Below are 20,310 nucleotides of genomic sequence, written 5' to 3'. Positions count from 1 at the left end.
TACGATGGCTAAAGAATCAATGAAAGCTCGTGAAGTTAAGCGTCAGAAATTAGTAGAAAAATACGCTGCCAAAAGAGCTAAATTAAAAGAGGAAGGTGACTATATCGGTCTTAGTCGTTTACCTAAAAATTCTTCACCTGTTAGATTGCATAACAGATGTAAGTTAACTGGTCGTCCTAAGGGATACATGAGACAATTCGGTTTAAGTCGTATCACTTTCCGTGAAATGGCTTCAGCTGGTTTGATCCCAGGTGTTAGAAAGGCAAGTTGGTAACCAACAACGTTTGTAAAAGAACAATTGTTAAATATTGTCCCGAGCAATCGGGATCAATTTAATTTTTTATAAAAATGACAGATCCAATAGCAGATTTTCTTACACGTTTAAGAAATGCAATTATGGCTAACCACAAAGTGGTTGAAATTCCTGCATCAAACGTGAAAAAAGAAATGACAAAAATTCTTAAGGATAAAGGATATATCCTTAATTACAAATTTGAGGATGATGGTTTGCAAGGCAAGATTAAAATTGCTTTGAAATATCATCCAGAGTCTAAGATTCCAGCAATTAAGGATCTTAAGCGTGTGTCAAAGCCAGGTTTAAGAAAATATTGTGGAGCTACTGAACTACCTCGCGTACTTAACGGCTTAGGTATTGCTATCCTTTCTACTTCTCAGGGAGTAATGACAGACAAGGAAGCTCGCCAAAAGCATGTTGGTGGTGAAGTATTGTGTTTCGTTTACTAATAAAGGGAGGAAAAAAGATGTCAAGAATTGGAAAATCACCTATCGTTTTGCCTGCCGGAGTTGAAGTAAAGGTAAATAAAGATAATTCAGTAGTGGTTAAAGGGCCTAAAGGTGAATTAACCCAACAGGTTAATCCTGAAATCAAAGTAACTGTTGAAGATAACTCTATCGTTCTAGAGCGTCCAACTGATCAAAAACCTCATAAAGCAATGCATGGTCTTTATCGTTCATTAATCAACAACATGGTTGTTGGTGTTTCTGAAGGATATACAACTAAGCAAGAGCTTGTAGGTGTTGGTTATCGTGCGACTTCTAACGGACAGATCTTGGAGTTGGCTTTAGGTTACTCTCACTTGATTCATATGGAAATTGCACCAGAGGTAAAAGTGGAAGCTGTTACCGACAAACGTGCAAATCCAATTATTACTCTTGAGAGTTGCGATAAGCAATTGATTGGACAGGTTGCTGCAAAGATTCGTTCTTTCAGAAAACCTGAGCCGTATAAAGGAAAAGGTGTTAAATTTGTTGGAGAGCAGCTAAGAAGAAAAGCTGGTAAATCTGCGGGTAAATAATTTCTAAAACAGTAAATTATGGCTTTAACTAAGCGCGAAAGAAGACTTAGAATTAAAAGAAGAGTTCGTAAGTCAATTTCTGGAACTGCCGAAAGACCAAGAATGTCAGTTTTTCGTTCAAATAAGCAGATTTCAGTACAGATTATAGATGATATTACTGGAAAGACTTTAGTATCAACTTCATCTCTAGTAAAAGAAATTACTGAGAAGAATGGTTCTAAAACAGAGCAAGCAGAATTCGTAGGGCAAGCAATTGCTGAGAAAGCTGCAACTGCAGGTATTTCTGAAGTAGTATTTGATAGAAATGGTTACTTATACCATGGTAGAATTAAATCTTTAGCGGACGCTGCTCGTAAAGGTGGCCTTAAATTTTAAGAATTATGGCAGAGAAGAATATTAAGACTAGCGACGCAGAACTTAAGGATAAACTGGTTGCTATTAACCGTGTTACTAAAGTAACAAAAGGTGGACGTACTTTTAGCTTTTCAGCAATTGTTGTTGTTGGAAACGAGAATGGATTAGTAGGTTGGGGGCTTGGAAAAGCTAACGAGGTTACTACTGCAATTTCAAAAGGTATTGACGCTGCCAAGAAAAATCTTATTAAGGTACCAGTCCTTAAAGGAACTATTCCTCACGAGCAACTTGCACGTTTTGGTGGAGCAGAGGTTTTCATTAAGCCTGCTTCTCATGGTACCGGGGTAAAAGCTGGTGGTGCAATGCGTGCCGTACTTGAGAGTGTTGGTGTAACTGATGTACTTGCAAAGTCAAAAGGATCATCTAACCCTCACAACCTTGTGAAAGCTACTATTGCAGCTCTTGCTGAATTGAGAGATGCACATACTGTAGCTGATCATAGAGGTGTTTCATTAGATAAAGTGTTTAACGGTTAAACTAAAGGAAATGGCTAAGATTAAAATTACCCAAGTTAAGAGTAAAATTGGGAGTAGTGCTCGCCAAAAGAAAACCTTAGAAGCATTGGGATTGAAAAAGATCAATGGTACTGTTGAGCATGAGGCTACACCTCAAATTAAAGGAATGGTTGCAAAGGTAAGTCACCTAGTTACCGTTGAAGAATAATAATTGTTAATAGCATATATATATTATGGACTTAAGTAACTTAAAACCCGCAGCTGGTTCTGTTAAGACAACTAAAAGAATAGGTCGCGGACAAGGATCTGGTAGAGGTGGTACCTCAACCAGAGGACATAAAGGTGCAAAGTCAAGATCTGGATACTCTAAAAAAGTTGGTTTCGAAGGTGGTCAAATGCCTTTACAACGAAGAGTACCTAAGTTTGGATTTAAGAACATTAATAGAGTTGAGTACAAAGCTATTAATGTTGAAGTATTGCAAGTTTTAGCTGAGAAAAACAACCTTACTACTATTGATGTTGAAGTTTTAGTTAACGCAGGAATGTGTGGCAAAAATGACAAAATCAAAGTTTTAGGTAATGGTGTTTTATCTGCTAAGCTTGAAGTTAAAGCTCATGCGTTCTCGAAATCTGCTCAATCAGCGATTGAAGCAGTAGAAGGAACTGTTGTTAAATTGTAAGATTAGATAATGAAAGGTTTAATAGATACATTGAAGAACATCTGGAAGATTGAAGATTTAAGATCAAGAATCTTAACAACTTTAGCTCTTCTATTGGTTTACCGTTTAGGAACCATGATCGTGTTGCCGGGGATAGACCCAGCTCACTTAGGCGCGTTAAAATCTCAAACTAAAGACGGTGTTTTAGGTTTGTTGGATATGTTTTCAGGGGGTGCATTCTCGAATGCCTCAATTTTTGCCCTTGGTATCATGCCATACATTTCTGCATCCATCGTTATTCAGTTGATGGGAATAGCTGTTCCTTACTTTCAACGTTTACAAAAAGAAGGTGAGAGTGGTCAACGTAAAGTCAATCAGATTACACGTTATTTAACTGTTGTCATCCTTGTTCTTCAAGCACCAGGATATTTATTAAACCTACATTCGCAATTGCCTGAGACGGCTTTCATTTTGAAAGGCTGGTTCTTTACAGCATCTTCAGTAGCTATTCTTGCAGCCGGATCCATGTTTATCATGTGGTTGGGTGAAAAGATTACTGATAAGGGAATTGGTAACGGTATTTCTATCATCATCATGATTGGTATTATTGCGCGTTTGCCTTTTAACTTTTTCGCTGAACTTGGATCAAGATTAGAAGGACAAGGTGGTGGATTAATTCTACTTGTACTTGAAATTGTGATTTTGTTTGTTGTATTTGCACTGACAATTTTGTTAGTACAAGGAACAAGAAAGATTCCAGTACAATATGCTAAGCGTATTGTTGGTAACAAACAGTATGGTGGTGTTCGTCAGTACATTCCTTTAAAAGTGAATGCAGCTGGTGTAATGCCAATCATCTTTGCTCAGGCTATTATGTTCTTGCCAATGGCATTTGTGAACTACGCGAGTTCTGATTCATTATCAGGAGTAGCTGCTGCTTTGAGTAACTATACAGGATTTTATTACAATGCTTTGTTCTTTGTAATGATTGTGTTGTTTACTTATTTTTATACTGCAATTACAGTTAATCCAACGCAAATGGCTGAGGATATGAAAAAGAATGGTGGTTTTATTCCAGGTATTAAACCAGGAAAGAAAACCATTGATTTCTTAGATACTGTAATGTCTCGTATCACTTTACCGGGATCTCTATTCTTAGGTTGGGTTGCAATTATGCCTGCCTTTGCAATGTTGGGTGGTATAAATAGTGGTTTTGCTCAATTCTTCGGAGGGACTTCATTATTGATTTTAGTAGGTGTTGTTTTAGATACTCTGCAACAAATCGAGAGTCATTTATTGATGCGTCACTATGACGGTTTGATGAAGTCTGGAAGAATAAAAGGCAAATCTCCGGCGGGAGCTGCTGCTTATTAAAATATTTTTGCTTTCTTTGCAAAATGATTTTTTACAAGACTGAGGAGGAGATAGCGTTACTTAAAGAGAGTAACATGCTGGTGGCCAAGACTCTTGGGGAAATCTCAAAGAGAATATGCCCCGGCATATCGACTCTAAAGTTAGATCAAATTGCAGAAGAATATATAAGAGATAATGGCGGACAGCCAGGATTTCTTGGTTACGATGGATTTCCAAACACTCTTTGCATGTCAGTTGGCAAGCAAGTTGTGCATGGTATTCCGTCTTTCTATGAGTTGAAAGAAGGGGATATTTTATCTTGCGATTGTGGTGTGTTGTTAAATGGTTTTTATGGCGATTCAGCATACACTTTCAGCGTAGGGGAGGTAAAACCTGAAATTAAATCGTTACTAAAAGTAACTAAGGAAGCTCTTTATAAAGGCATAACTAATGCAGTCGAAGGAAACCATTTGGGAGACATCGGCTATGCCATTCAGAAACATGCAGAAAAACATGGTTTTTCTGTCGTAAGAGAAATGGTAGGACACGGAATTGGTAAGGATTTGCACGAAGATCCACAGGTTCCAAATTTTGGTAAACAACACCGGGGATTGAAATTGAGAAATGGCTTAGTAATAGCGATTGAACCAATGGTAAATCTCGGTAAAAAAGAAGTCTACCAGGATGAAGATGGTTGGGCAATTGTAACAGCAGACGGGCAACCCTCTGCACATTTCGAACATACTGTGGTGGTACGAAATGGACAAGCTCAAATCCTGTCCAGTTTTGAATTTATTGAGGAATAAAATAACATATAATACAATTATTACTTATGGCTAAACAGCCTTCAATAGAACAAGACGGTACCATTACCGAAGCATTATCAAATGCAATGTTTCGTGTAGAACTTGAGAACGGACATGTGATTACAGCTCATATCTCCGGGAAAATGAGAATGCACTATATTAAGATCTTGCCTGGGGATAAGGTTAAAGTGGAAATGTCGCCATACGATCTTACTAAAGGGCGCATTACTTTTAGATACAAAAATTAAATTTCGATAAAATGAAGGTAAGAGCATCTGTAAAGAAACGTTCTGAAGATTGTAAGATCGTTAGAAGAAAAGGACGTTTGTATGTGATTAATAAAAAGAATCCTAAGTTTAAACAACGTCAAGGATAATTAAGTTAACTTGTAAATAAATAAATAAATTTTATGGCTAGAATTGTTGGAGTCGATTTGCCTCAAAACAAAAGAGGAGTTATTAGTTTAACTTACATCTTTGGAATTGGTAGAAGCGCCGCTAAACAAATCCTTGATGAAGCTGGTGTTAGCTACGATACTAAAGTTAAGGACTGGACAGATGATGAAGCAGGAAGAATTCGTCAAGCTATTAATGCTAACTTCAAGGTAGAGGGTGAATTACGTTCTCTAAATCAATTGAACATTAAGCGTTTGATGGACATTGGTTGCTATCGTGGTATTCGTCATCGTGTTGGTTTACCTTTACGTGGACAGAGAACTAAAAACAACTCCCGTACTAGAAAGGGTAAGAGAAAAACAGTTGCAAACAAAAAGAAAGCGACTAAATAATTGTTAAGTTATGGCAAAGAAGTCTGTATCAGTTAGAAAGAAAGTTGTGAAGGTTGAAGCACTAGGACAAGTGCACATCCACTCATCATTCAACAACATTATTATCTCAATGACCAATAACAGTGGTCAGGTTATTTCTTGGTCATCGGCCGGTAAAATGGGATTTAGAGGTTCTAAGAAGAACACTCCATATGCTGCTCAACAAGCGGCAACCGATTGTGCTAAAGTAGCTCATGACCTAGGTTTGAGAAAAGTTAAAGTATACGTTAAAGGTCCAGGTAACGGACGTGAATCTGCTATCCGTGCAGTAAATGCTTGCGGAATTGATATCGCAGAAATCATCGATGTTACTCCACTACCACATAATGGTTGTAGACCTCCAAAAAGACGTAGAGTATAATTAAAATTCAACTTAAATTTTGTTCGGTTTTTTTTTCTTTTGATATCCTCTCAAGAACAGCGGCACTTTTTAAAACCGATAACTTTTTAAGTCACTTAACGTAAAAATTAAATTTAATAAGAGATGGCTAGATATATAGGACCAAAGAGTAAAATTGCTAGAAAATTTGGAGAGCCAATTTTTGGACCTGACAAGGCATTTGAAAATAAAAACTACCCTCCAGGACAGCACGGTAATAGCCGTAGAAGATCTAAGATGTCTGAATACGGGGTTCAGTTGAAAGAGAAGCAAAAAGTAAAATACACTTACGGTGTATTGGAAAAGCAATTCTCTAACTTATTTAAAAAGGCCGCAAGAAGTAAGGGTATTACTGGTGAGGTATTGTTACAACTCCTAGAGTGTCGTTTAGACAACGTTGTTTACAGATTAGGTGTTGCTCCAACAAGATCAGCTGCACGTCAGTTGGTTAGCCATAAACACATTACTGTGAACGGTCAGGTTTGTAATATCGCTTCATTTTCAGTAAAAGCCGGGGATATCGTAGGAGTTCGTGAAAAATCGAAGTCTTTAATTGCTATTACCGATTCTTTATCTACTGCAAGATACAACCAAGCATCTTGGTTGGAATGGGATCAAACTTCACTAAGCGGTAAGTTTTTAAACATTCCAGAAAGAACTGAAATTCCTGAGAACATCAAGGAGCAGTTAATCGTTGAATTGTATTCTAAATAAAAATAGTTAATCAATATTTTATGGCAATATTAGCTTTCCAAAAACCGGACAAAGTTATTATGCTCGACGCAGACGATAGATTCGGAAAATTCGAATTTCGTCCATTAGAGCCTGGATATGGTATTACAATTGGTAACGCCTTAAGAAGAATTTTACTTTCTTCTCTTGAGGGGTATGCAATTACTACTATCAAAATTCAGGGTGTTGATCATGAGTTCTCTACAGTACCAGGTATTATTGAGGATGTAACCGAAATGATCCTGAACTTAAAACAAGTTCGGTTTAAACAAAAAGTTGAAGAAGTTGACAGCGAGTTGGTAACTGTTACCATTTCGGATCAAGAAACTTTTACAGCAGGCGATATTAACAAGTTCCTAACCGGTTTCGAAGTGTTGAATCCAGAACTTGTGATTTGCAGAATGGATAGCTCTGCCAAATTACAATTGGATTTAACTATCAATAAAGGTCGTGGTTATATTCCTTCTGTAGAGAATAAACCCGTAGATGCTGAGTTTGGAGTCATTCCAATTGATGCTATTCACACACCAATTAAGAACGTTAAGTTTGATGTTGAGAATTACCGTGTAGAGCAAAAAACTGATTACGAAAAATTAGTTTTTGAAATTACAACTGATGGTTCTATTCATCCAAAAGAAGCGTTGAAAGAAGCGGCTAAAATTCTGATTTATCACTTCATGCTATTCTCAGATGAAAAGATTACTCTTGACACTGATGAGAAGTTTGCAAACGAAGAGTTTGATGAAGAAGTATTGCATATGCGCCAACTTCTTAAAACTAAATTGGTAGATATGGATCTTTCTGTTAGAGCATTGAATTGCTTGAAAGCTGCTGATGTAGATACATTAGGAGAACTTGTTCAATTCAACAGAAACGACCTATTGAAATTTAGAAACTTTGGTAAGAAATCCTTAACCGAGTTAGATGACCTATTAGAGTCATTGAATCTTACTTTCGGTATGGATATTTCTAAGTATAAATTAGATAAGGAATAAGGTAAAATGAGACATAGAAAAAGATTCAATCACCTAGGAAGAAAAGCTGCCCACAGAAAGGCTATGCTTTCAAATATGGCGTCTTCTTTAATCTTACACAAAAGAATCAGTACAACTACTGCTAAAGCTAAGGCTTTAAAAATGTATGTAGAGCCATTGATTACTAAGAGTAAGGAAGATACTACTCACTCAAGACGTGTTGTTTTTAGCTACTTAAAGCAAAAAGAAGCCGTTACTGAGTTATTCAGAGAAGTTTCAGTTAAGGTTGCGACTCGTAACGGAGGTTATACTCGTATTCTTAAAACTGGTAATCGTTTAGGCGATAACGCAGAAATGTGTATTATTGAGCTAGTAGATTACAACGAGACTTATGTATCTGAGAAAAAAGCTGAAGCTAAGAAAACAACTCGTAGAAGAAAAAGCACTAAGAAAGCTGATGCTCCTGCTGAAGTTGAAGCTCCAGAAGCTACAGAAGAAAAAGGCGAAGAGTAATCTAAGCTTTTCATATAACAAGAGGGATAAAGTTAAGCTTTATCCCTTTTTTAGTGCCCTAAAGATTTTGCTAACGTTTGCATAGATTCCACGATAATTTTTATCAATATTTTATGCATAAGTGGTTTAAATTGGTGAACTTTAGGATTGATAATAAATAAGATACTATCATTACTATTATAATTTTTAATACCGTAAGTTATGTCAGAAATTGTAAACATTCACGGTCGTGAAATTCTTGATTCACGTGGAAATCCTACTATCGAAGTTGAAGTAACTCTTGCTAGTGGTTTTATGGGTCGTGCCGGTGTTCCTTCAGGAGCTTCAACTGGTGAAAATGAAGCCTTAGAGCTTCGTGACGGCGATAAGTCTCGTTATTTAGGTAAAGGTGTGTTAAAAGCTGTTGATAACGTAAATAACGTTATTGCAAAGGCTTTGATTGGTATGGATGCAACAGATCAGGTTGCTATTGATAAAGCCATGATTGCACTTGACGGAACAAAGACTAAATCTAACTTGGGTGCAAATGCTATGTTAGGTGTTTCTTTGGCTACTGCTAAAGCTGCTGCTTTATATTCAGGTATGCCATTGTATCGTTACATTGGTGGTACTAATGCTAATGTACTTCCAGTTCCAATGATGAATATCATCAATGGTGGATCTCACTCTGATGCGACTATCGCATTCCAGGAGTTCATGATCCGTCCTATTGGTGCGCCTTCATTCCGTGAGGCTTTAAGAATGGGTGCTGAAGTATTTCACGCTCTTGCTAAAGTTCTTAAAGGTAAAGGTCTTTCTACTGCAGTTGGTGACGAAGGTGGTTTCGCTCCAATGTTAGCTGGTACTGAAGAGGCAATTGACTGTATTCTAACTGCTATTAAAAATGCAGGTTACAAGCCAGGTCGTAAAGAAGATGGTGGTGATGTTTCTATCGCTATGGACTGTGCTTCTTCTGAGTTTTACAAGGATGGTGTATATGATTACAGCATTTTCGAACCTAATGGTGTTAAAAGAAACTCTGAAGAGCAAGCTGCTTACCTAGCTGAATTGATCGCTAAGTATCCTATCGATTCAATCGAAGACGGTATGGACGAAGGTGACTGGGATGGTTGGGTTGCTCTTAATGCGTTTATCGGTGACAAGTGTCAGTTGGTAGGTGACGATTTATTCGTTACTAACACAGATTATTTGGCTAAAGGTATCGAGCTTAAAGCGGCTAATTCTATCTTGATTAAAGTAAACCAAATTGGTACTTTAACTGAGACCTTAAACGCTATTGAAATGGCTCACCGTGCAGGTTACACTTCAGTAACTTCTCACCGTTCAGGTGAAACTGAAGATGCGACTATCGCTGACATTTCTGTTGCAACTAACGCTGGACAGATTAAGACGGGTTCTTTGAGTCGTTCTGATCGTATGGCTAAGTACAACCAATTGCTTCGTATCGAAGAAGAATTGGGTGAGAATGCAATTTTCGGATGCTAATTTGTAGCACACTGAATATATAAAAAAAGGAGCCTTAAGGCTCCTTTTTTTTGCGTTATAGTGTAGAAATATCTTAGATATATTCTTCCATCAAATTAAAAAGTGTTTTCGATTGAAATGGCTTAGAAATATATGCATCCATACCTACTTCAATAGATGTTTCCTTGTCCGATGAAAAGTAGTTGGCACTAAATGCAATGATAGGCACACGGTAATCCCTGTCAGCTTCTATTTCTCTAATGTGTTGAGCTGCTTCAATACCTCCCATAATTGGCATTTGTATATCCATTAGGATCATATCGTATTTGTTCTCGGTAAACATCTCAACGGCTTCTTTGCCATTTTCTGCGACTTCGACTTTTCCGACTCTCGATCTTAAATAAATTTCAATCGTCTTTCTATTGCTAATCTTATCTTCTACTAACAAGATTTTAGCTTCCTTCATTGGAATATTTCTTTTTTCTAGCTCCGTTTTAACGACAGTACAAGAATCGATATTTTCTTCCCAACAAACACGTTCGATTTTTTCCATATATATTTTAAATAGCCGAGTTAGAAATTAGTTTTAGACTGATTACAGACTAAAATTAGGAATTTATATGATAATTTAAAATCTTATTCACTAAAATATTTTCATAATATTATTTCAAACGCTTTCGTTCCCTTTGACTAAATATTCTTCTAATTTACGATTTCTATCAGCCTTTGGGAATTGATCGCTTCATTTGTTTTTTTATTTTTGTGTGAGATTGATTAATGAATTGCCAACGATAGGGTTTGATTTTCATTATCAATTGATTTAAATCTTGAAATAGTGATAAATAATAAATAAATGGCAGACGATAAGAAGATTATCTTTTCGATGGATCGGGTGAGCAAAACCTTTTCATCTCAGAAAAAAGTATTGAATAATATCAACCTTTCTTTCTTTTACGGAGCAAAGATTGGTATCATCGGTTTAAATGGTTCAGGTAAATCTACTTTGCTAAAAATTATAGCGGGTATCGAACCTTCGTTTGATGGGCATGTGGTTTGGTCGAAAGATCACAACATTGGTTACCTGGCTCAGGAACCCGAATTGGACGATGCTAAAACCGTAAGAGAAATTGTTGAAGAAGGGGTTCAGGAAATTGTTGATTGCCTGGCAGCTTATGAAGCGGTTAATCTGAAGTTTGCTGATCCTGATGTATTGGAAGATCCGGACAAGATGCAAGCTGTCATGGATGAACAAGCTGATCTACAAGAGAAGATTGATCATTTCGATGCCTGGAATCTGGATACCAAGCTGGAGCGCGCCATGGATGCTTTGCGTTGCCCTGAAGGAGATGCTTTGGTTAAGCATTTGTCAGGAGGAGAGCGACGACGTGTTGCCCTTTGTCGTTTGTTGTTACAGGAGCCGGATATCCTATTGCTTGATGAGCCCACTAACCACCTGGATGCTGAATCCGTAGAATGGCTGGAGCAACACCTGGCGCAGTATAAAGGAACCGTTATCAGTATCACTCACGACCGTTACTTCCTGGATAATGTTGCGGGATGGATTCTTGAACTTGACCGTGGGGAAGGAATTCCATGGAAAGGGAATTACAGTTCGTGGTTGGATCAGAAGACCCAACGTATGGCCATGGAAGAGAAAACGGCTAGTAAGCGCCGTAAAACACTTGAACGCGAGTTGGAGTGGGTGCGTATGGCACCTAAAGCACGCCAGGCAAAAAACAAGGCGCGTTTGAATGCCTACGATAATATGATGAACGAAGATTTAAAGCAAAAGGAAGAAAAGCTGGAGATCTTCATTCCTAATGGTCCTCGTTTGGGGAACAAGGTGATTCAGGTGCAGGGTGTATCAAAAGGTTTCGATTCAAAACTTTTATACGAAGATTTGGAGTTCGAATTGCCACCAGCAGGTATTGTGGGTGTGATTGGTCCTAATGGGGCAGGTAAAACCACTCTGTTCAGAATGATTATGGGACTTGAGCAACCTGATAAGGGAACTTTCGAGGTGGGTGAAACCGTGAAAGTGGGTTACGTTGATCAGCAACATGCCGAGATCGATCCTGAGAAATCGGTTTACGAAGTGATTTCAGGTGGTGGCGATTTAATTAATGTTGGCGGACGAACCATCAACGCCCGTGCTTATGTGGGCCGCTTTAACTTTACCGGAGCCGATCAGGAAAAGAAATGTGGTGTGCTTTCCGGTGGTGAGCGTAATCGCTTGCACCTGGCTTTAACGCTAAAAGAAGAAGCCAACGTGCTGCTACTGGATGAGCCAACCAATGATATTGATGTAAACACGCTTCGTGCTCTTGAAGAAGGTTTGGAAAGCTTTGCAGGTTGTGCCGTGGTTATTTCTCACGACCGTTGGTTTCTCGATCGAATTGCAACCCATATTCTGGCTTTTGAAGGCGACTCGCATGTGCATTTCTTCGAAGGGGGGTACAGCGATTACGAGATTAATAAAAAGAAACGACTGGGCGATGAAGGGCCTAAGCGTATTCGATACAAAAAATTACTGGCTGATTAATTTTAGCTTGTTTTAAAGATTGAGGGAAGAAGCCAGATTGGTTTTCTTCCCTTTGTTTTTGTATTTTTGACATAAGTAATTTAAAACAGAAAAGCATGAACTATTTTAGAACGCCACACGAAGAGAGAAATTGGGCGATGTTTTGCCATTTAGGTGGTTTGGCTTATTTCATCCCGCTGGGACATATCATCGTTCCTCTTATTTTATGGAGCATGCGCAAGGACAGTTCGGCCCTGGTTGACCGCGAAGGTAAAAAGGCTTTGAATTTCCAGATTTCGTTCACACTCTACATGTTTGCAGCAGGTATTCTGATTTTTGTTATAATTGGCATTTTTGCTTTAATAATATTGGGCTTATTGCAACTGATTTTTGTTATTATGGCTGTTGTTAAAACCCTAAACGACGAAGAGTTTGAATACCCAATGACGATTAAGTTTATTCAATAGCGCTTCGATTCGACTTAGCAAATATGTTTAAACTTGGCTCATAACGAGTACATTATCAAATTAACACATCATCACATCATTTTTATGTCTTCTTTTTCAACTTTAAAACTGATCTATTTTATCGGATTGGCTTTAATCTTTATTGGTGGTTATCGTTTATACAATCACCTTTCGTATGGGAATATCATTATATCGGCAGGCTTACTAACCTATGCTTTTGTACAGCTTTTCTTATTAATAAAGCAAGGTTTCAGTAGCTGGGGAGTGTTTGAATATACCAAAACAACGGTTAATGTTTTATTCATCGGTTCGGTTGTTCTGCTTATGGGGTTCGAATCGAAAGTATGGTATTATCCCTTAATACTTGGAATGCTGCTCGATTTCTTTGCCAATATATTTCGGCGAGTAAATCGATCTTAATTCAGCTTTATACAAGTATCAGTTTGCTGATACTTTTTTTTTGCTTTAAAGTCTGGTAAGAGAGCTTTTATACAAAGGCTGGGAACTCTGAAAATAATTGATATTTTTGTAGCACAATATGAATACCTGATTAAGACTCATATTTAAAGCATCAGGCGGAGGTCTTCGTTTTTTTGCTTAAGCTAAAGAGGAGGATTGAGGTTTGAATTCATATTAAAAGAGAACATTAACCAAATAAAAGTAAAGAAATGGCTCAAAAACCGTCAATTCCTAAGGGAACGAGAGATTTCTCACCTGTTGAAATGGTGAAACGAAACTACATATTCGATACCATTAAAGAGGTGTTTCAACTGTATGGTTTTATGCCTATCGAAACGCCATCGATGGAAAATTTATCGACCCTTATGGGAAAATATGGCGAAGAAGGCGATAAGTTGTTGTTTAAGGTTCTAAACTCAGGTGATTATATATCAAAGGTAAGACCTGAAGTTCTGGAAGCTCGAAACTCAACTAAATTAACGACTAAGATTAGCGATAAAGGGCTGCGTTACGATTTAACCGTGCCATTTGCGCGTTACGTTGTGCAGCATCGCAACGATATTTCTTTCCCTTTTAAGCGTTACCAAATTCAGCCTGTTTGGAGAGCCGATCGTCCGCAAAAGGGACGTTATCGCGAATTCTATCAGTGCGACGTTGATGTGGTGGGTAGCAATTCTCTTTTGAATGAAGTGGAGTTAATTCAGATTGTTGATCAGGTTTACAAGAAATTGAATCTTAATGTGCTTGTGAAACTGAACAACCGCAAGGTTTTGGCAGGTATTGCCGAGATTATTGGCGAGGCTGAAAGAATTATTGACATTACGGTTGCCATTGACAAGCTGGATAAAATTGGACTGGACAATGTGAACAAGGAGATGTTTGAAAAGGGTATTCCTCAAGCAGCCATTGATACGCTTCAACCCATTATTCTTTTATCAGGAAGCAATGCCGACAAGTTGAACAAGCTTAAGGAAATTCTATCGGCATCAGAAGTGGGGATGAAAGGTATTGAAGAACTGGAAACGGTTTTCAATTATTTGAATGATTTGGATGTGACCACTGAGGTTGAGTTGGACTTGACACTTGCTCGTGGTTTGAATTATTATACCGGTGCCATTTTCGAAGTAAAATCGAAAGATATGGAATTCGGAAGTATTACAGGAGGTGGTCGTTACGACGACTTAACGGGTATTTTTGGATTGAAGGATGTTTCGGGTGTGGGTATTTCGTTTGGTGCCGATCGTATTTACGATGTGTTGGAACAAATGGATCGTTTCCCGGCTGAAACCGTTAATACAACCAAAGCTATGTTTGTTAATTTTGGCGAGAAGGAAGAAAAATATTGCTTGCCTATCTTAGCAAAATTGAGAGCCAATGGTGTAAAAGCTGAAATTTTCCCTGAGTCTGCAAAAATGAAAAAGCAAATGAACTATGCCAACGATAAGCATATTTCGTTTGTGATTATGGTTGGCGAAAGTGAGATGGAAGAAGGCCTGCTAAGTTTGAAAGATATGGAAACAGGTGAGCAAATAAAGCTAAGTGTTGACGACTTAGTTAAAAAATTGGCTTAGCTTGCGCGTCTAACGATGATTGATTAAAAAGACATGCCTTTGAGGTGTGAATAAAATATTTAGAATTGAATGATATTTAAAGTATTACAAGAGAGAGCAGCTGAAAGTATCGGAGGCGACATTCGTTGCCCCTGAGTTTTGCCTGTCTAAGTTTTAATGATGAGATATTCTCATTATTGATATGTTGATGGATGGATATCTTGTATCCGTTTATCGCTTTTGAAATACATTTAAAACAAAAAATACTAAATAAAAATACACAACATGTCTAACACACATTTTATTAGCCCGGAGAGACTAACGTTCTCTAAAATTGAAGAAATTCTTGAAAACGGATACAAGCTTGAATTATCCGAAGAATCAAAGAAGTTGATTCTTGACTGTAAAGCTTATCTTGATAACACCATTGCAAATGCTGAGAAGCCAATTTATGGTATTACAACGGGTTTTGGATCGCTTTGTAAGATCTCTATTCCTGAAGAGGATTTAAGTCAGCTTCAATCTAACCTGGTGATGTCTCACGCTTGTAGCTTGGGTAATGTTATTCCTGAGGATGTGATTCGTTTGATGCTTTTATTAAAGGCTCACGCACTTTCTATGGGTAAATCAGGTGTTCAGCTTGAAACCGTTCAGCGTATCATCGATATGTACAATAGCGATGTGCTTCCTGTGGTTCGTCATTTAGGATCATTGGGTGCATCAGGTGATTTGGCTCCTTTGGCTAACTTATTCTTGCCATTATTTGGTGAAGGTGAAGTGATTTATGAAGATGAAATCCGTCCTTCTGCTGAAATTCTTAAGATGTTTGGATGGGAGCCTATCAAATTGGGTGCTAAAGAAGGTTTGGCTTTATTGAATGGTACTCAGTTTATGAGTTCGCATGCTGTTTACGCTTTGCTTAAGGCTTTCAAATTGGTGAAGTATTCTGATATTATTGGTGCGATTTCATTGGAAGGTTACGATGGACGAATCGATCCTTTCTTAGCTCCAATTCACGAAGCGCGTCCTCACAACGGACAAATTGAAACCGCTCGTAACATCCGCACACTTCTTGAAGGCAGTGAGTTTATCGCTAAGGAGAAGAAGAATGTTCAGGACCCTTATTCATTCCGTTGTATGCCTCAGGTTCATGGTGCTTCTAAAGATGCCATTAACTATGTTGCCAGCGTTGTAGAAACTGAAATCAATTCAGTAACCGATAACCCAACAATCTTTATCGAAGAGGATATGATCTTGTCTGGTGGTAACTTCCACGGACAGCCATTGGCTTTGGTTCTTGACTTCCTTTGTATTGCTTTGGCGGAGCTTGGTAGTATTTCGGAGCGTAGAACTTACCGTTTGATTTCTGGTGACAGAGACCTTCCTGAGTTCTTGATTTCTGATTCAGGATTGAATTCCGGATTTATGATTCCTCAGTATGCAGCGGCTTCTATCGTTAGTCAGAATAAGCAATTGTGTACACCATGTTCAGTTGATTCAATTCCTTCTTCAAACGAGCAGGAAGATCACGTGAGTATGGGTAGTAACGCAGCAACTAAATCTTTATTGGTGGCTGATAATGTAGAGCGTATTTTTGCTATCGAGTTGATGAACGCAGCTCAGGCAGTTGATTTACGTCGTCCGGGCAAATCATCTCCATTTTTGGAATCATTCCTTGAAGAATTCAGATCTGCCGTTACTTTCAACGACAAGGATAGAGTGATGTATAAGGATATCGAAGCAGCAATTGAATTTCTTGCAGCAGGAAAATTCGAAGGTGCTGAAAACTAGATTTGATAAGAGTGAGAATAAAATCTCATTAAATCGATATAAAATTGAAGGCCGTCCTTATGGATGGCCTTTTTTATTGACTATCAGGTGACAAAAGGATCAAGACTTAAAGTTTTGAAAATAGAAGTGAAAACTCAGTAAGTTTTTCTTCTTTTCTAATACGTGTTCGTTATTTGTCAGATGTCATTACATTTAGAATATTAAAATGTTATCTATTATTGGTTTTATGAAGAAGACTATTGGTTTAATGCTGCTCCTTTTCCTTTTTTCAGGATTTGTTGGTAGTGAGATACGGGCGCAGGAAAAACAAACCCTGAGTGGTTATATCAAAGACGGCTCAAATGGAGAAGCTCTTATTGGTGCTACAATAAGTATTCAGGATCTTATGGTGGGGACAGCAACCAACGAGTATGGTTTTTTCTCTTTATCACTGGCTCCCGGTAAATATAAGGTTTTGTTTAGTTTTATTGGTTATTCACCTATTCTCAGGGAAATTGATTTGACTCGGAATACCACTGTAAATATTGAACTGAATGCCGATGGCATAGAACTGAAAGATGTGACGGTTACGGCTGCTAAAAAAGATCAAAATGTGTCTTCGGTGCAGATGAGTGTTGAGCGTCTACCAGTGAGTATCGTTAAAAAATTGCCTCATTTTCTGGGTGAGGTTGATATTATCAAGACCTTGCAACTGTTACCCGGTGTAACATCGGTTGGTGAAGGTAGTACCGGTTTTAACGTAAGGGGTGGAGGTACCGATCAGAACCTGATTCTTTTGGATGAAGCACCGGTTTTTAACTCGGCCCACCTGTTTGGTTTTTTCTCAGTATTTAATGGCGATGCCGTAAAGGATTTTCAATTGTACAAGGGTGGTATCCCTGCACAGTATGGCGGCCGCTTGTCTTCGGTATTGGATGTGCGCCAGAAAGAGGGCAACAGTAAACGTTTTTCAGGAAGTGGAGGAATTGGTATTGTCAGCAGTCGATTGACGCTTGAAGGCCCCATTAAAAAAGATAAAACCTCTTTTATGCTGGCGGGCAGACGATCTTATGCCGATGTTTTGCTTCGCATGAATCCTGATATGAAAGATAATACGGTTTATTTCTATGATCTGAATGCCAAGATCAATCATAAATTCAACGATAACAATCGTCTTTTTATCTCAGGTTATTTTGGAAACGATGTGTTTAAGTTTGGTAAGGAATTCGATTCTCATTGGGGAAATACAACAGGGACCATTCGTTGGAATCATCTTTTCAACAAAAAACTCTTTTCAAATTTTACGGCCATTTATAGTAATTTTGATTATTCGATTAGTGTGCCCGAGGGAAGTTTGGGCTTTGAGTGGATTTCCAGCATTAAGAATATGAATTTAAAGGCTGATTTTTCTTACTTCCCCAATCCTGACCTGAAATATAAATTTGGTTTTGGGAGTACCTATTACATCTTTAATCCCGGAGAGTTGAACCCGGTAAAGGGATCCATCATCGAGTTCAATAAACTTGAGAAAGGGTACGGTCTCGAATCGTCAGCCTATGCTGCGGTGGAACAAAATATAGGCAGCAGCCTGACTCTGCAATATGGTTTAAGGCTATCCAATTTTTCAAGTCTTGGAGACCAAACGGTTTTTACTTACAAAAGCGGTGTTCCAAAGGAGAAAGCTAGCGTAACGGGGGCGAAGATGTATGGTAAGAATGAGATCATTCAGAATTACTTCAATTTCGAACCTCGTTTGGCAATTAAGTATGCACTTAGCGATGTGAATTCGGTAAAAGCAAGTTATAACAGAACCTGCCAATATTTGCACCGAATCTCAAATACAACCGCACCGACACCGCTTGATATTTGGGTGCCTACAGGCAAGCATATCAAACCTGCTAAGGTTGATCAGATCGCATTGGGCTATTTCCACAATCTTGGAAATAATATGTTCGAAACGTCGATTGAAGCGTATTACAAGAAATTTTACGATTTGGTGGAATACAAATATGGGGCTCATTTGTTGCTGAACAATACTATCGAAACCGAATTGCTCGATGCACAGGGCAGAGCTTATGGGCTGGAATTTAGTGTCCGTAAAAAAGAGGGCCGTTTAACGGGATGGATTGCTTATACTTTGTCGAGAACTGAGAAAAAAGTAGCGGGTTTAATGAATAATGAGACTGGTGAGATTTTCCCAAGTACCCAGATAAATAACGGTGACTATTTTCCTGCTGATTACGACAAAACACACGATTTAAAAGTGGTTGCGAATTACGATTTGAACGATAGATGGTCGGTTGCAACTAATTTTATTCTGATGAGTGGTCGACCTGCGACTTATCCTTACGGAAAATACGAATTTCAGGGAAATACCTATGCGCATTACATCAATCGTAATGGCGCGCGTCTATCAGCCTATCACCGACTGGATGTATCTTTTACCTATATGTGTAAAAAGAAAAGACCGAATCAGAGCTGGCAAGGAAGTTGGAATTTTGGAATAACCAACCTTTACAGCAGGCAGAATGCCTATTCGGTTTATTTTAAAGAGAGTGAAGACAATTGGGTAGGAAATCAAAAAGGAAACAGTACCGAAGCCTGGCAGTTTTCTATTATTGGAAAACCTGTACCTACCATCACTTATAATTTTAGCTTCTAGTCACAAATAATGGAGATTGAAAAAATGCAAAATAAATTTACATATCTGGTCTTGCTTACTGTTATCATTCTAACGGGATGTGAGAAACAAATTGAGTTGGATTTGCCATCTGTAGGAACTAAATTGGTTGTTGACGGTTGGTTGATCGGTGAACCAGGAGAAGCGGGCGAGGAGCGTCTTCAAACGGTTCGCCTGACAAAATCTGTCCCTTATTTTGAAACACAGAATTATCCTGTCGTTAAAGATGCTCAGGTGATTTTGAAGGACAATAAAGGGAATGCGTTTCCATTGGCTTATACAGTACCATTGGTTTACGATCCCAATACTGGAAAAGAAGTCGCTGATGAAAAGAATGGACGCTATGAAATCCGGAAAAACCTGGAACAGAATACGTCTTATATCTTGTCTATTAAAACAGCCGATGGTGAGGAATATGAATCAACAGCTCAAGAAGTCACAGACTATGCGTATGCACCAAAAATTTTTGTTGAGTATAAGGATGCCAATAGTTCGATAGATGAGGATGAGGGGTATTACATCAATTTTGAACCCAAGTATGTTGAAGATGGATACTTTTATTTCTGTTGGGAGTTGTTCAAAGTGGAATCTTATACAGATTGGAGTGATTCTGAAAATCCTAGAGATGTGACTTATTCGTATTCCTATTCAGGTCTTCTTTTTGGAAGTAATGTGTATACCTCTGTTGGGGAATCAGAAACACAATTCGATCAGAATGTTATCCCCGGAGAGCGTTACTTTATAAAACAGCATGTAATATCCAGAGGATCTTATGACTTTTTACGCCTGGCAGAGGAACAAAGGGATAATGAAGGGACTCAGTTTTCACCACCACCTGCACCTTTGCGAAGCAATGTTAAGCGGATAGGGGGGCAAACACTCGATGATGATGCTTTGGGCTATTTTATTATTTCTTCCGTACAAAGAACTCAAACCATCACTATCAACCAATAGTCATTAAATACAAAAAGA

25 protein-coding genes are annotated in these 20,310 nt (G+C 38.2%); 24 read left to right on the top strand and 1 reads right to left on the bottom strand.

The annotated features are described in order from the left end of the window. The first annotated feature begins 4 nt into the window (after positions 1-4). The 17 genes from rpsN to eno all read left to right on the top strand — a co-directional run bounded on the left by rpsN (position 5) and on the right by eno (position 9,912). On the top strand, positions 5-274 hold the full coding sequence (gene rpsN, locus EV201_RS08175) for a 30S ribosomal protein S14 (protein WP_130307104.1): 270 nt from the start codon (positions 5-7) through the stop codon (positions 272-274). A gap of 74 nt (positions 275-348) precedes the next feature. Then, entirely contained in the window at positions 349-744 is a 396-nt protein-coding gene (gene rpsH / locus EV201_RS08170) for a 30S ribosomal protein S8 (RefSeq protein WP_125030248.1), read from the top strand. Positions 745-761: 17 nt separating this feature from the next. Next, positions 762-1,316, top strand: a complete 555-nt coding sequence (rplF, locus tag EV201_RS08165) for a 50S ribosomal protein L6 (RefSeq protein WP_130307103.1) — start codon at positions 762-764, stop codon at positions 1,314-1,316. Between the two features lie 18 nt (positions 1,317-1,334). Further along, complete coding sequence (rplR, locus tag EV201_RS08160; protein ID WP_130307102.1) at positions 1,335-1,691, top strand: 50S ribosomal protein L18; 357 nt, start codon at positions 1,335-1,337, stop codon at positions 1,689-1,691. A gap of 5 nt (positions 1,692-1,696) precedes the next feature. Beyond that, positions 1,697-2,206, top strand: a complete 510-nt coding sequence (gene rpsE / locus EV201_RS08155) for a 30S ribosomal protein S5 (protein WP_130307101.1) — start codon at positions 1,697-1,699, stop codon at positions 2,204-2,206. Between the two features lie 10 nt (positions 2,207-2,216). After that, positions 2,217-2,393 carry a 50S ribosomal protein L30 gene (rpmD, locus tag EV201_RS08150; RefSeq protein ID WP_130307100.1) on the top strand — a complete coding sequence of 59 codons (177 nt, stop codon included), beginning with the start codon at positions 2,217-2,219 and terminating at the stop codon, positions 2,391-2,393. A 25-nt stretch (positions 2,394-2,418) separates the two neighbouring features. Further along, positions 2,419-2,865 (top strand): 50S ribosomal protein L15, encoded by a 447-nt coding sequence (rplO, locus tag EV201_RS08145; protein ID WP_130307099.1) that lies wholly within the window; start codon positions 2,419-2,421, stop codon positions 2,863-2,865. A 9-nt stretch (positions 2,866-2,874) separates the two neighbouring features. Continuing rightward, positions 2,875-4,218, top strand: coding sequence for a preprotein translocase subunit SecY (secY, locus tag EV201_RS08140; RefSeq protein ID WP_130307098.1), 1,344 nt, complete (start codon positions 2,875-2,877; stop codon positions 4,216-4,218). 23 nt (positions 4,219-4,241) lie between these two features. Continuing rightward, positions 4,242-5,003: a type I methionyl aminopeptidase gene (map, locus tag EV201_RS08135; protein ID WP_130307097.1), complete on the top strand. Its 762-nt coding sequence runs from the start codon at positions 4,242-4,244 to the stop codon at positions 5,001-5,003. Between the two features lie 26 nt (positions 5,004-5,029). Next, positions 5,030-5,251 carry a translation initiation factor IF-1 gene (gene infA / locus EV201_RS08130; RefSeq protein ID WP_054714084.1) on the top strand — a complete coding sequence of 74 codons (222 nt, stop codon included), beginning with the start codon at positions 5,030-5,032 and terminating at the stop codon, positions 5,249-5,251. Positions 5,252-5,262: 11 nt separating this feature from the next. Beyond that, positions 5,263-5,379 carry a type B 50S ribosomal protein L36 gene (gene ykgO / locus EV201_RS08125; protein WP_054714088.1) on the top strand — a complete coding sequence of 39 codons (117 nt, stop codon included), beginning with the start codon at positions 5,263-5,265 and terminating at the stop codon, positions 5,377-5,379. A 33-nt stretch (positions 5,380-5,412) separates the two neighbouring features. Beyond that, positions 5,413-5,790, top strand: a complete 378-nt coding sequence (rpsM, locus tag EV201_RS08120; RefSeq protein ID WP_129252925.1) for a 30S ribosomal protein S13 — start codon at positions 5,413-5,415, stop codon at positions 5,788-5,790. A gap of 10 nt (positions 5,791-5,800) precedes the next feature. Next, the gene (gene rpsK, locus EV201_RS08115) at positions 5,801-6,190 is read left to right on the top strand and encodes a 30S ribosomal protein S11 (protein ID WP_129252927.1); all 390 of its coding nucleotides are present in this window, start codon (positions 5,801-5,803) and stop codon (positions 6,188-6,190) included. A 123-nt stretch (positions 6,191-6,313) separates the two neighbouring features. Beyond that, positions 6,314-6,922: a 30S ribosomal protein S4 gene (gene rpsD / locus EV201_RS08110; protein ID WP_129252929.1), complete on the top strand. Its 609-nt coding sequence runs from the start codon at positions 6,314-6,316 to the stop codon at positions 6,920-6,922. Positions 6,923-6,942: 20 nt separating this feature from the next. Next, the gene (locus EV201_RS08105; protein WP_130307096.1) at positions 6,943-7,935 is read left to right on the top strand and encodes a DNA-directed RNA polymerase subunit alpha; all 993 of its coding nucleotides are present in this window, start codon (positions 6,943-6,945) and stop codon (positions 7,933-7,935) included. Between the two features lie 6 nt (positions 7,936-7,941). Next, the gene (gene rplQ, locus EV201_RS08100; RefSeq protein ID WP_130307095.1) at positions 7,942-8,427 is read left to right on the top strand and encodes a 50S ribosomal protein L17; all 486 of its coding nucleotides are present in this window, start codon (positions 7,942-7,944) and stop codon (positions 8,425-8,427) included. A gap of 201 nt (positions 8,428-8,628) precedes the next feature. Continuing rightward, positions 8,629-9,912 carry a phosphopyruvate hydratase gene (gene eno, locus EV201_RS08095; protein WP_130307094.1) on the top strand — a complete coding sequence of 428 codons (1,284 nt, stop codon included), beginning with the start codon at positions 8,629-8,631 and terminating at the stop codon, positions 9,910-9,912. Between the two features lie 73 nt (positions 9,913-9,985). On the opposite strand, the gene EV201_RS08090 is transcribed toward eno, so the two are convergent. Then, complete coding sequence (locus EV201_RS08090) at positions 9,986-10,444, bottom strand: response regulator (RefSeq protein ID WP_130307093.1); 459 nt, start codon at positions 10,442-10,444, stop codon at positions 9,986-9,988. 300 nt (positions 10,445-10,744) lie between these two features. Between EV201_RS08090 and ettA the strand changes: the two genes are divergently transcribed. The 7 genes from ettA (at position 10,745) to EV201_RS08055 (ending at position 20,292) form a co-directional block, all read left to right on the top strand. Then, positions 10,745-12,433: an energy-dependent translational throttle protein EttA gene (gene ettA, locus EV201_RS08085; RefSeq protein WP_130307092.1), complete on the top strand. Its 1,689-nt coding sequence runs from the start codon at positions 10,745-10,747 to the stop codon at positions 12,431-12,433. Between the two features lie 95 nt (positions 12,434-12,528). Next, complete coding sequence (locus EV201_RS08080; RefSeq protein WP_130307091.1) at positions 12,529-12,879, top strand: DUF4870 domain-containing protein; 351 nt, start codon at positions 12,529-12,531, stop codon at positions 12,877-12,879. 84 nt (positions 12,880-12,963) lie between these two features. Then, positions 12,964-13,299 carry a hypothetical protein gene (locus EV201_RS08075; protein ID WP_130307090.1) on the top strand — a complete coding sequence of 112 codons (336 nt, stop codon included), beginning with the start codon at positions 12,964-12,966 and terminating at the stop codon, positions 13,297-13,299. Between the two features lie 248 nt (positions 13,300-13,547). Then, entirely contained in the window at positions 13,548-14,909 is a 1,362-nt protein-coding gene (gene hisS, locus EV201_RS08070) for a histidine--tRNA ligase (protein ID WP_130307089.1), read from the top strand. Positions 14,910-15,173: 264 nt separating this feature from the next. Further along, positions 15,174-16,679 (top strand): histidine ammonia-lyase, encoded by a 1,506-nt coding sequence (gene hutH, locus EV201_RS08065; protein ID WP_130307088.1) that lies wholly within the window; start codon positions 15,174-15,176, stop codon positions 16,677-16,679. A 226-nt stretch (positions 16,680-16,905) separates the two neighbouring features. After that, positions 16,906-19,320, top strand: coding sequence for a TonB-dependent receptor (locus EV201_RS08060; protein WP_207224416.1), 2,415 nt, complete (start codon positions 16,906-16,908; stop codon positions 19,318-19,320). A gap of 24 nt (positions 19,321-19,344) precedes the next feature. Next, positions 19,345-20,292, top strand: a complete 948-nt coding sequence (locus EV201_RS08055) for a DUF4249 domain-containing protein (protein WP_165389621.1) — start codon at positions 19,345-19,347, stop codon at positions 20,290-20,292. The last annotated feature ends 18 nt before the right edge of the window (positions 20,293-20,310 follow it).

The sequence above is a fragment of the Ancylomarina subtilis genome (genome assembly GCF_004217115.1).
GTDB lineage: Bacteria > Bacteroidota > Bacteroidia > Bacteroidales > Marinifilaceae > Ancylomarina > Ancylomarina subtilis.
Note: the sequence above shows the minus strand (reverse complement) of the source record. Positions and strands in the feature narration are given on the sequence as shown.

Excerpts from the sequence above, each read along its gene's own strand:
- rpsM (WP_129252925.1), top strand. The coding sequence starts at position 5,413 with ATGGCTAGAATTGTTGGAGTCGATTTGCCTCAAAACAAAAGAGGAGTT.
- ykgO (WP_054714088.1), top strand. The coding sequence starts at position 5,263 with ATGAAGGTAAGAGCATCTGTAAAGAAACGTTCTGAAGATTGTAAGATC.
- EV201_RS08090 (WP_130307093.1), bottom strand. The coding sequence starts at position 10,444 with ATGGAAAAAATCGAACGTGTTTGTTGGGAAGAAAATATCGATTCTTGT.
- rpmD (WP_130307100.1), top strand. The coding sequence starts at position 2,217 with ATGGCTAAGATTAAAATTACCCAAGTTAAGAGTAAAATTGGGAGTAGT.
- ettA (WP_130307092.1), top strand. The coding sequence starts at position 10,745 with ATGGCAGACGATAAGAAGATTATCTTTTCGATGGATCGGGTGAGCAAA.
- rpsE (WP_130307101.1), top strand. The coding sequence starts at position 1,697 with ATGGCAGAGAAGAATATTAAGACTAGCGACGCAGAACTTAAGGATAAA.
- rplF (WP_130307103.1), top strand. The coding sequence starts at position 762 with ATGTCAAGAATTGGAAAATCACCTATCGTTTTGCCTGCCGGAGTTGAA.
- rplO (WP_130307099.1), top strand. The coding sequence starts at position 2,419 with ATGGACTTAAGTAACTTAAAACCCGCAGCTGGTTCTGTTAAGACAACT.
- EV201_RS08060 (WP_207224416.1), top strand. The coding sequence starts at position 16,906 with ATGAAGAAGACTATTGGTTTAATGCTGCTCCTTTTCCTTTTTTCAGGA.
- map (WP_130307097.1), top strand. The coding sequence starts at position 4,242 with ATGATTTTTTACAAGACTGAGGAGGAGATAGCGTTACTTAAAGAGAGT.
- rpsD (WP_129252929.1), top strand. The coding sequence starts at position 6,314 with ATGGCTAGATATATAGGACCAAAGAGTAAAATTGCTAGAAAATTTGGA.
- EV201_RS08080 (WP_130307091.1), top strand. The coding sequence starts at position 12,529 with ATGAACTATTTTAGAACGCCACACGAAGAGAGAAATTGGGCGATGTTT.
- rplR (WP_130307102.1), top strand. The coding sequence starts at position 1,335 with ATGGCTTTAACTAAGCGCGAAAGAAGACTTAGAATTAAAAGAAGAGTT.
- EV201_RS08075 (WP_130307090.1), top strand. The coding sequence starts at position 12,964 with ATGTCTTCTTTTTCAACTTTAAAACTGATCTATTTTATCGGATTGGCT.
- hutH (WP_130307088.1), top strand. The coding sequence starts at position 15,174 with ATGTCTAACACACATTTTATTAGCCCGGAGAGACTAACGTTCTCTAAA.
- rpsK (WP_129252927.1), top strand. The coding sequence starts at position 5,801 with ATGGCAAAGAAGTCTGTATCAGTTAGAAAGAAAGTTGTGAAGGTTGAA.
- secY (WP_130307098.1), top strand. The coding sequence starts at position 2,875 with ATGAAAGGTTTAATAGATACATTGAAGAACATCTGGAAGATTGAAGAT.
- EV201_RS08105 (WP_130307096.1), top strand. The coding sequence starts at position 6,943 with ATGGCAATATTAGCTTTCCAAAAACCGGACAAAGTTATTATGCTCGAC.
- hisS (WP_130307089.1), top strand. The coding sequence starts at position 13,548 with ATGGCTCAAAAACCGTCAATTCCTAAGGGAACGAGAGATTTCTCACCT.
- rpsN (WP_130307104.1), top strand. The coding sequence starts at position 5 with ATGGCTAAAGAATCAATGAAAGCTCGTGAAGTTAAGCGTCAGAAATTA.
- eno (WP_130307094.1), top strand. The coding sequence starts at position 8,629 with ATGTCAGAAATTGTAAACATTCACGGTCGTGAAATTCTTGATTCACGT.
- rplQ (WP_130307095.1), top strand. The coding sequence starts at position 7,942 with ATGAGACATAGAAAAAGATTCAATCACCTAGGAAGAAAAGCTGCCCAC.
- EV201_RS08055 (WP_165389621.1), top strand. The coding sequence starts at position 19,345 with ATGCAAAATAAATTTACATATCTGGTCTTGCTTACTGTTATCATTCTA.
- infA (WP_054714084.1), top strand. The coding sequence starts at position 5,030 with ATGGCTAAACAGCCTTCAATAGAACAAGACGGTACCATTACCGAAGCA.
- rpsH (WP_125030248.1), top strand. The coding sequence starts at position 349 with ATGACAGATCCAATAGCAGATTTTCTTACACGTTTAAGAAATGCAATT.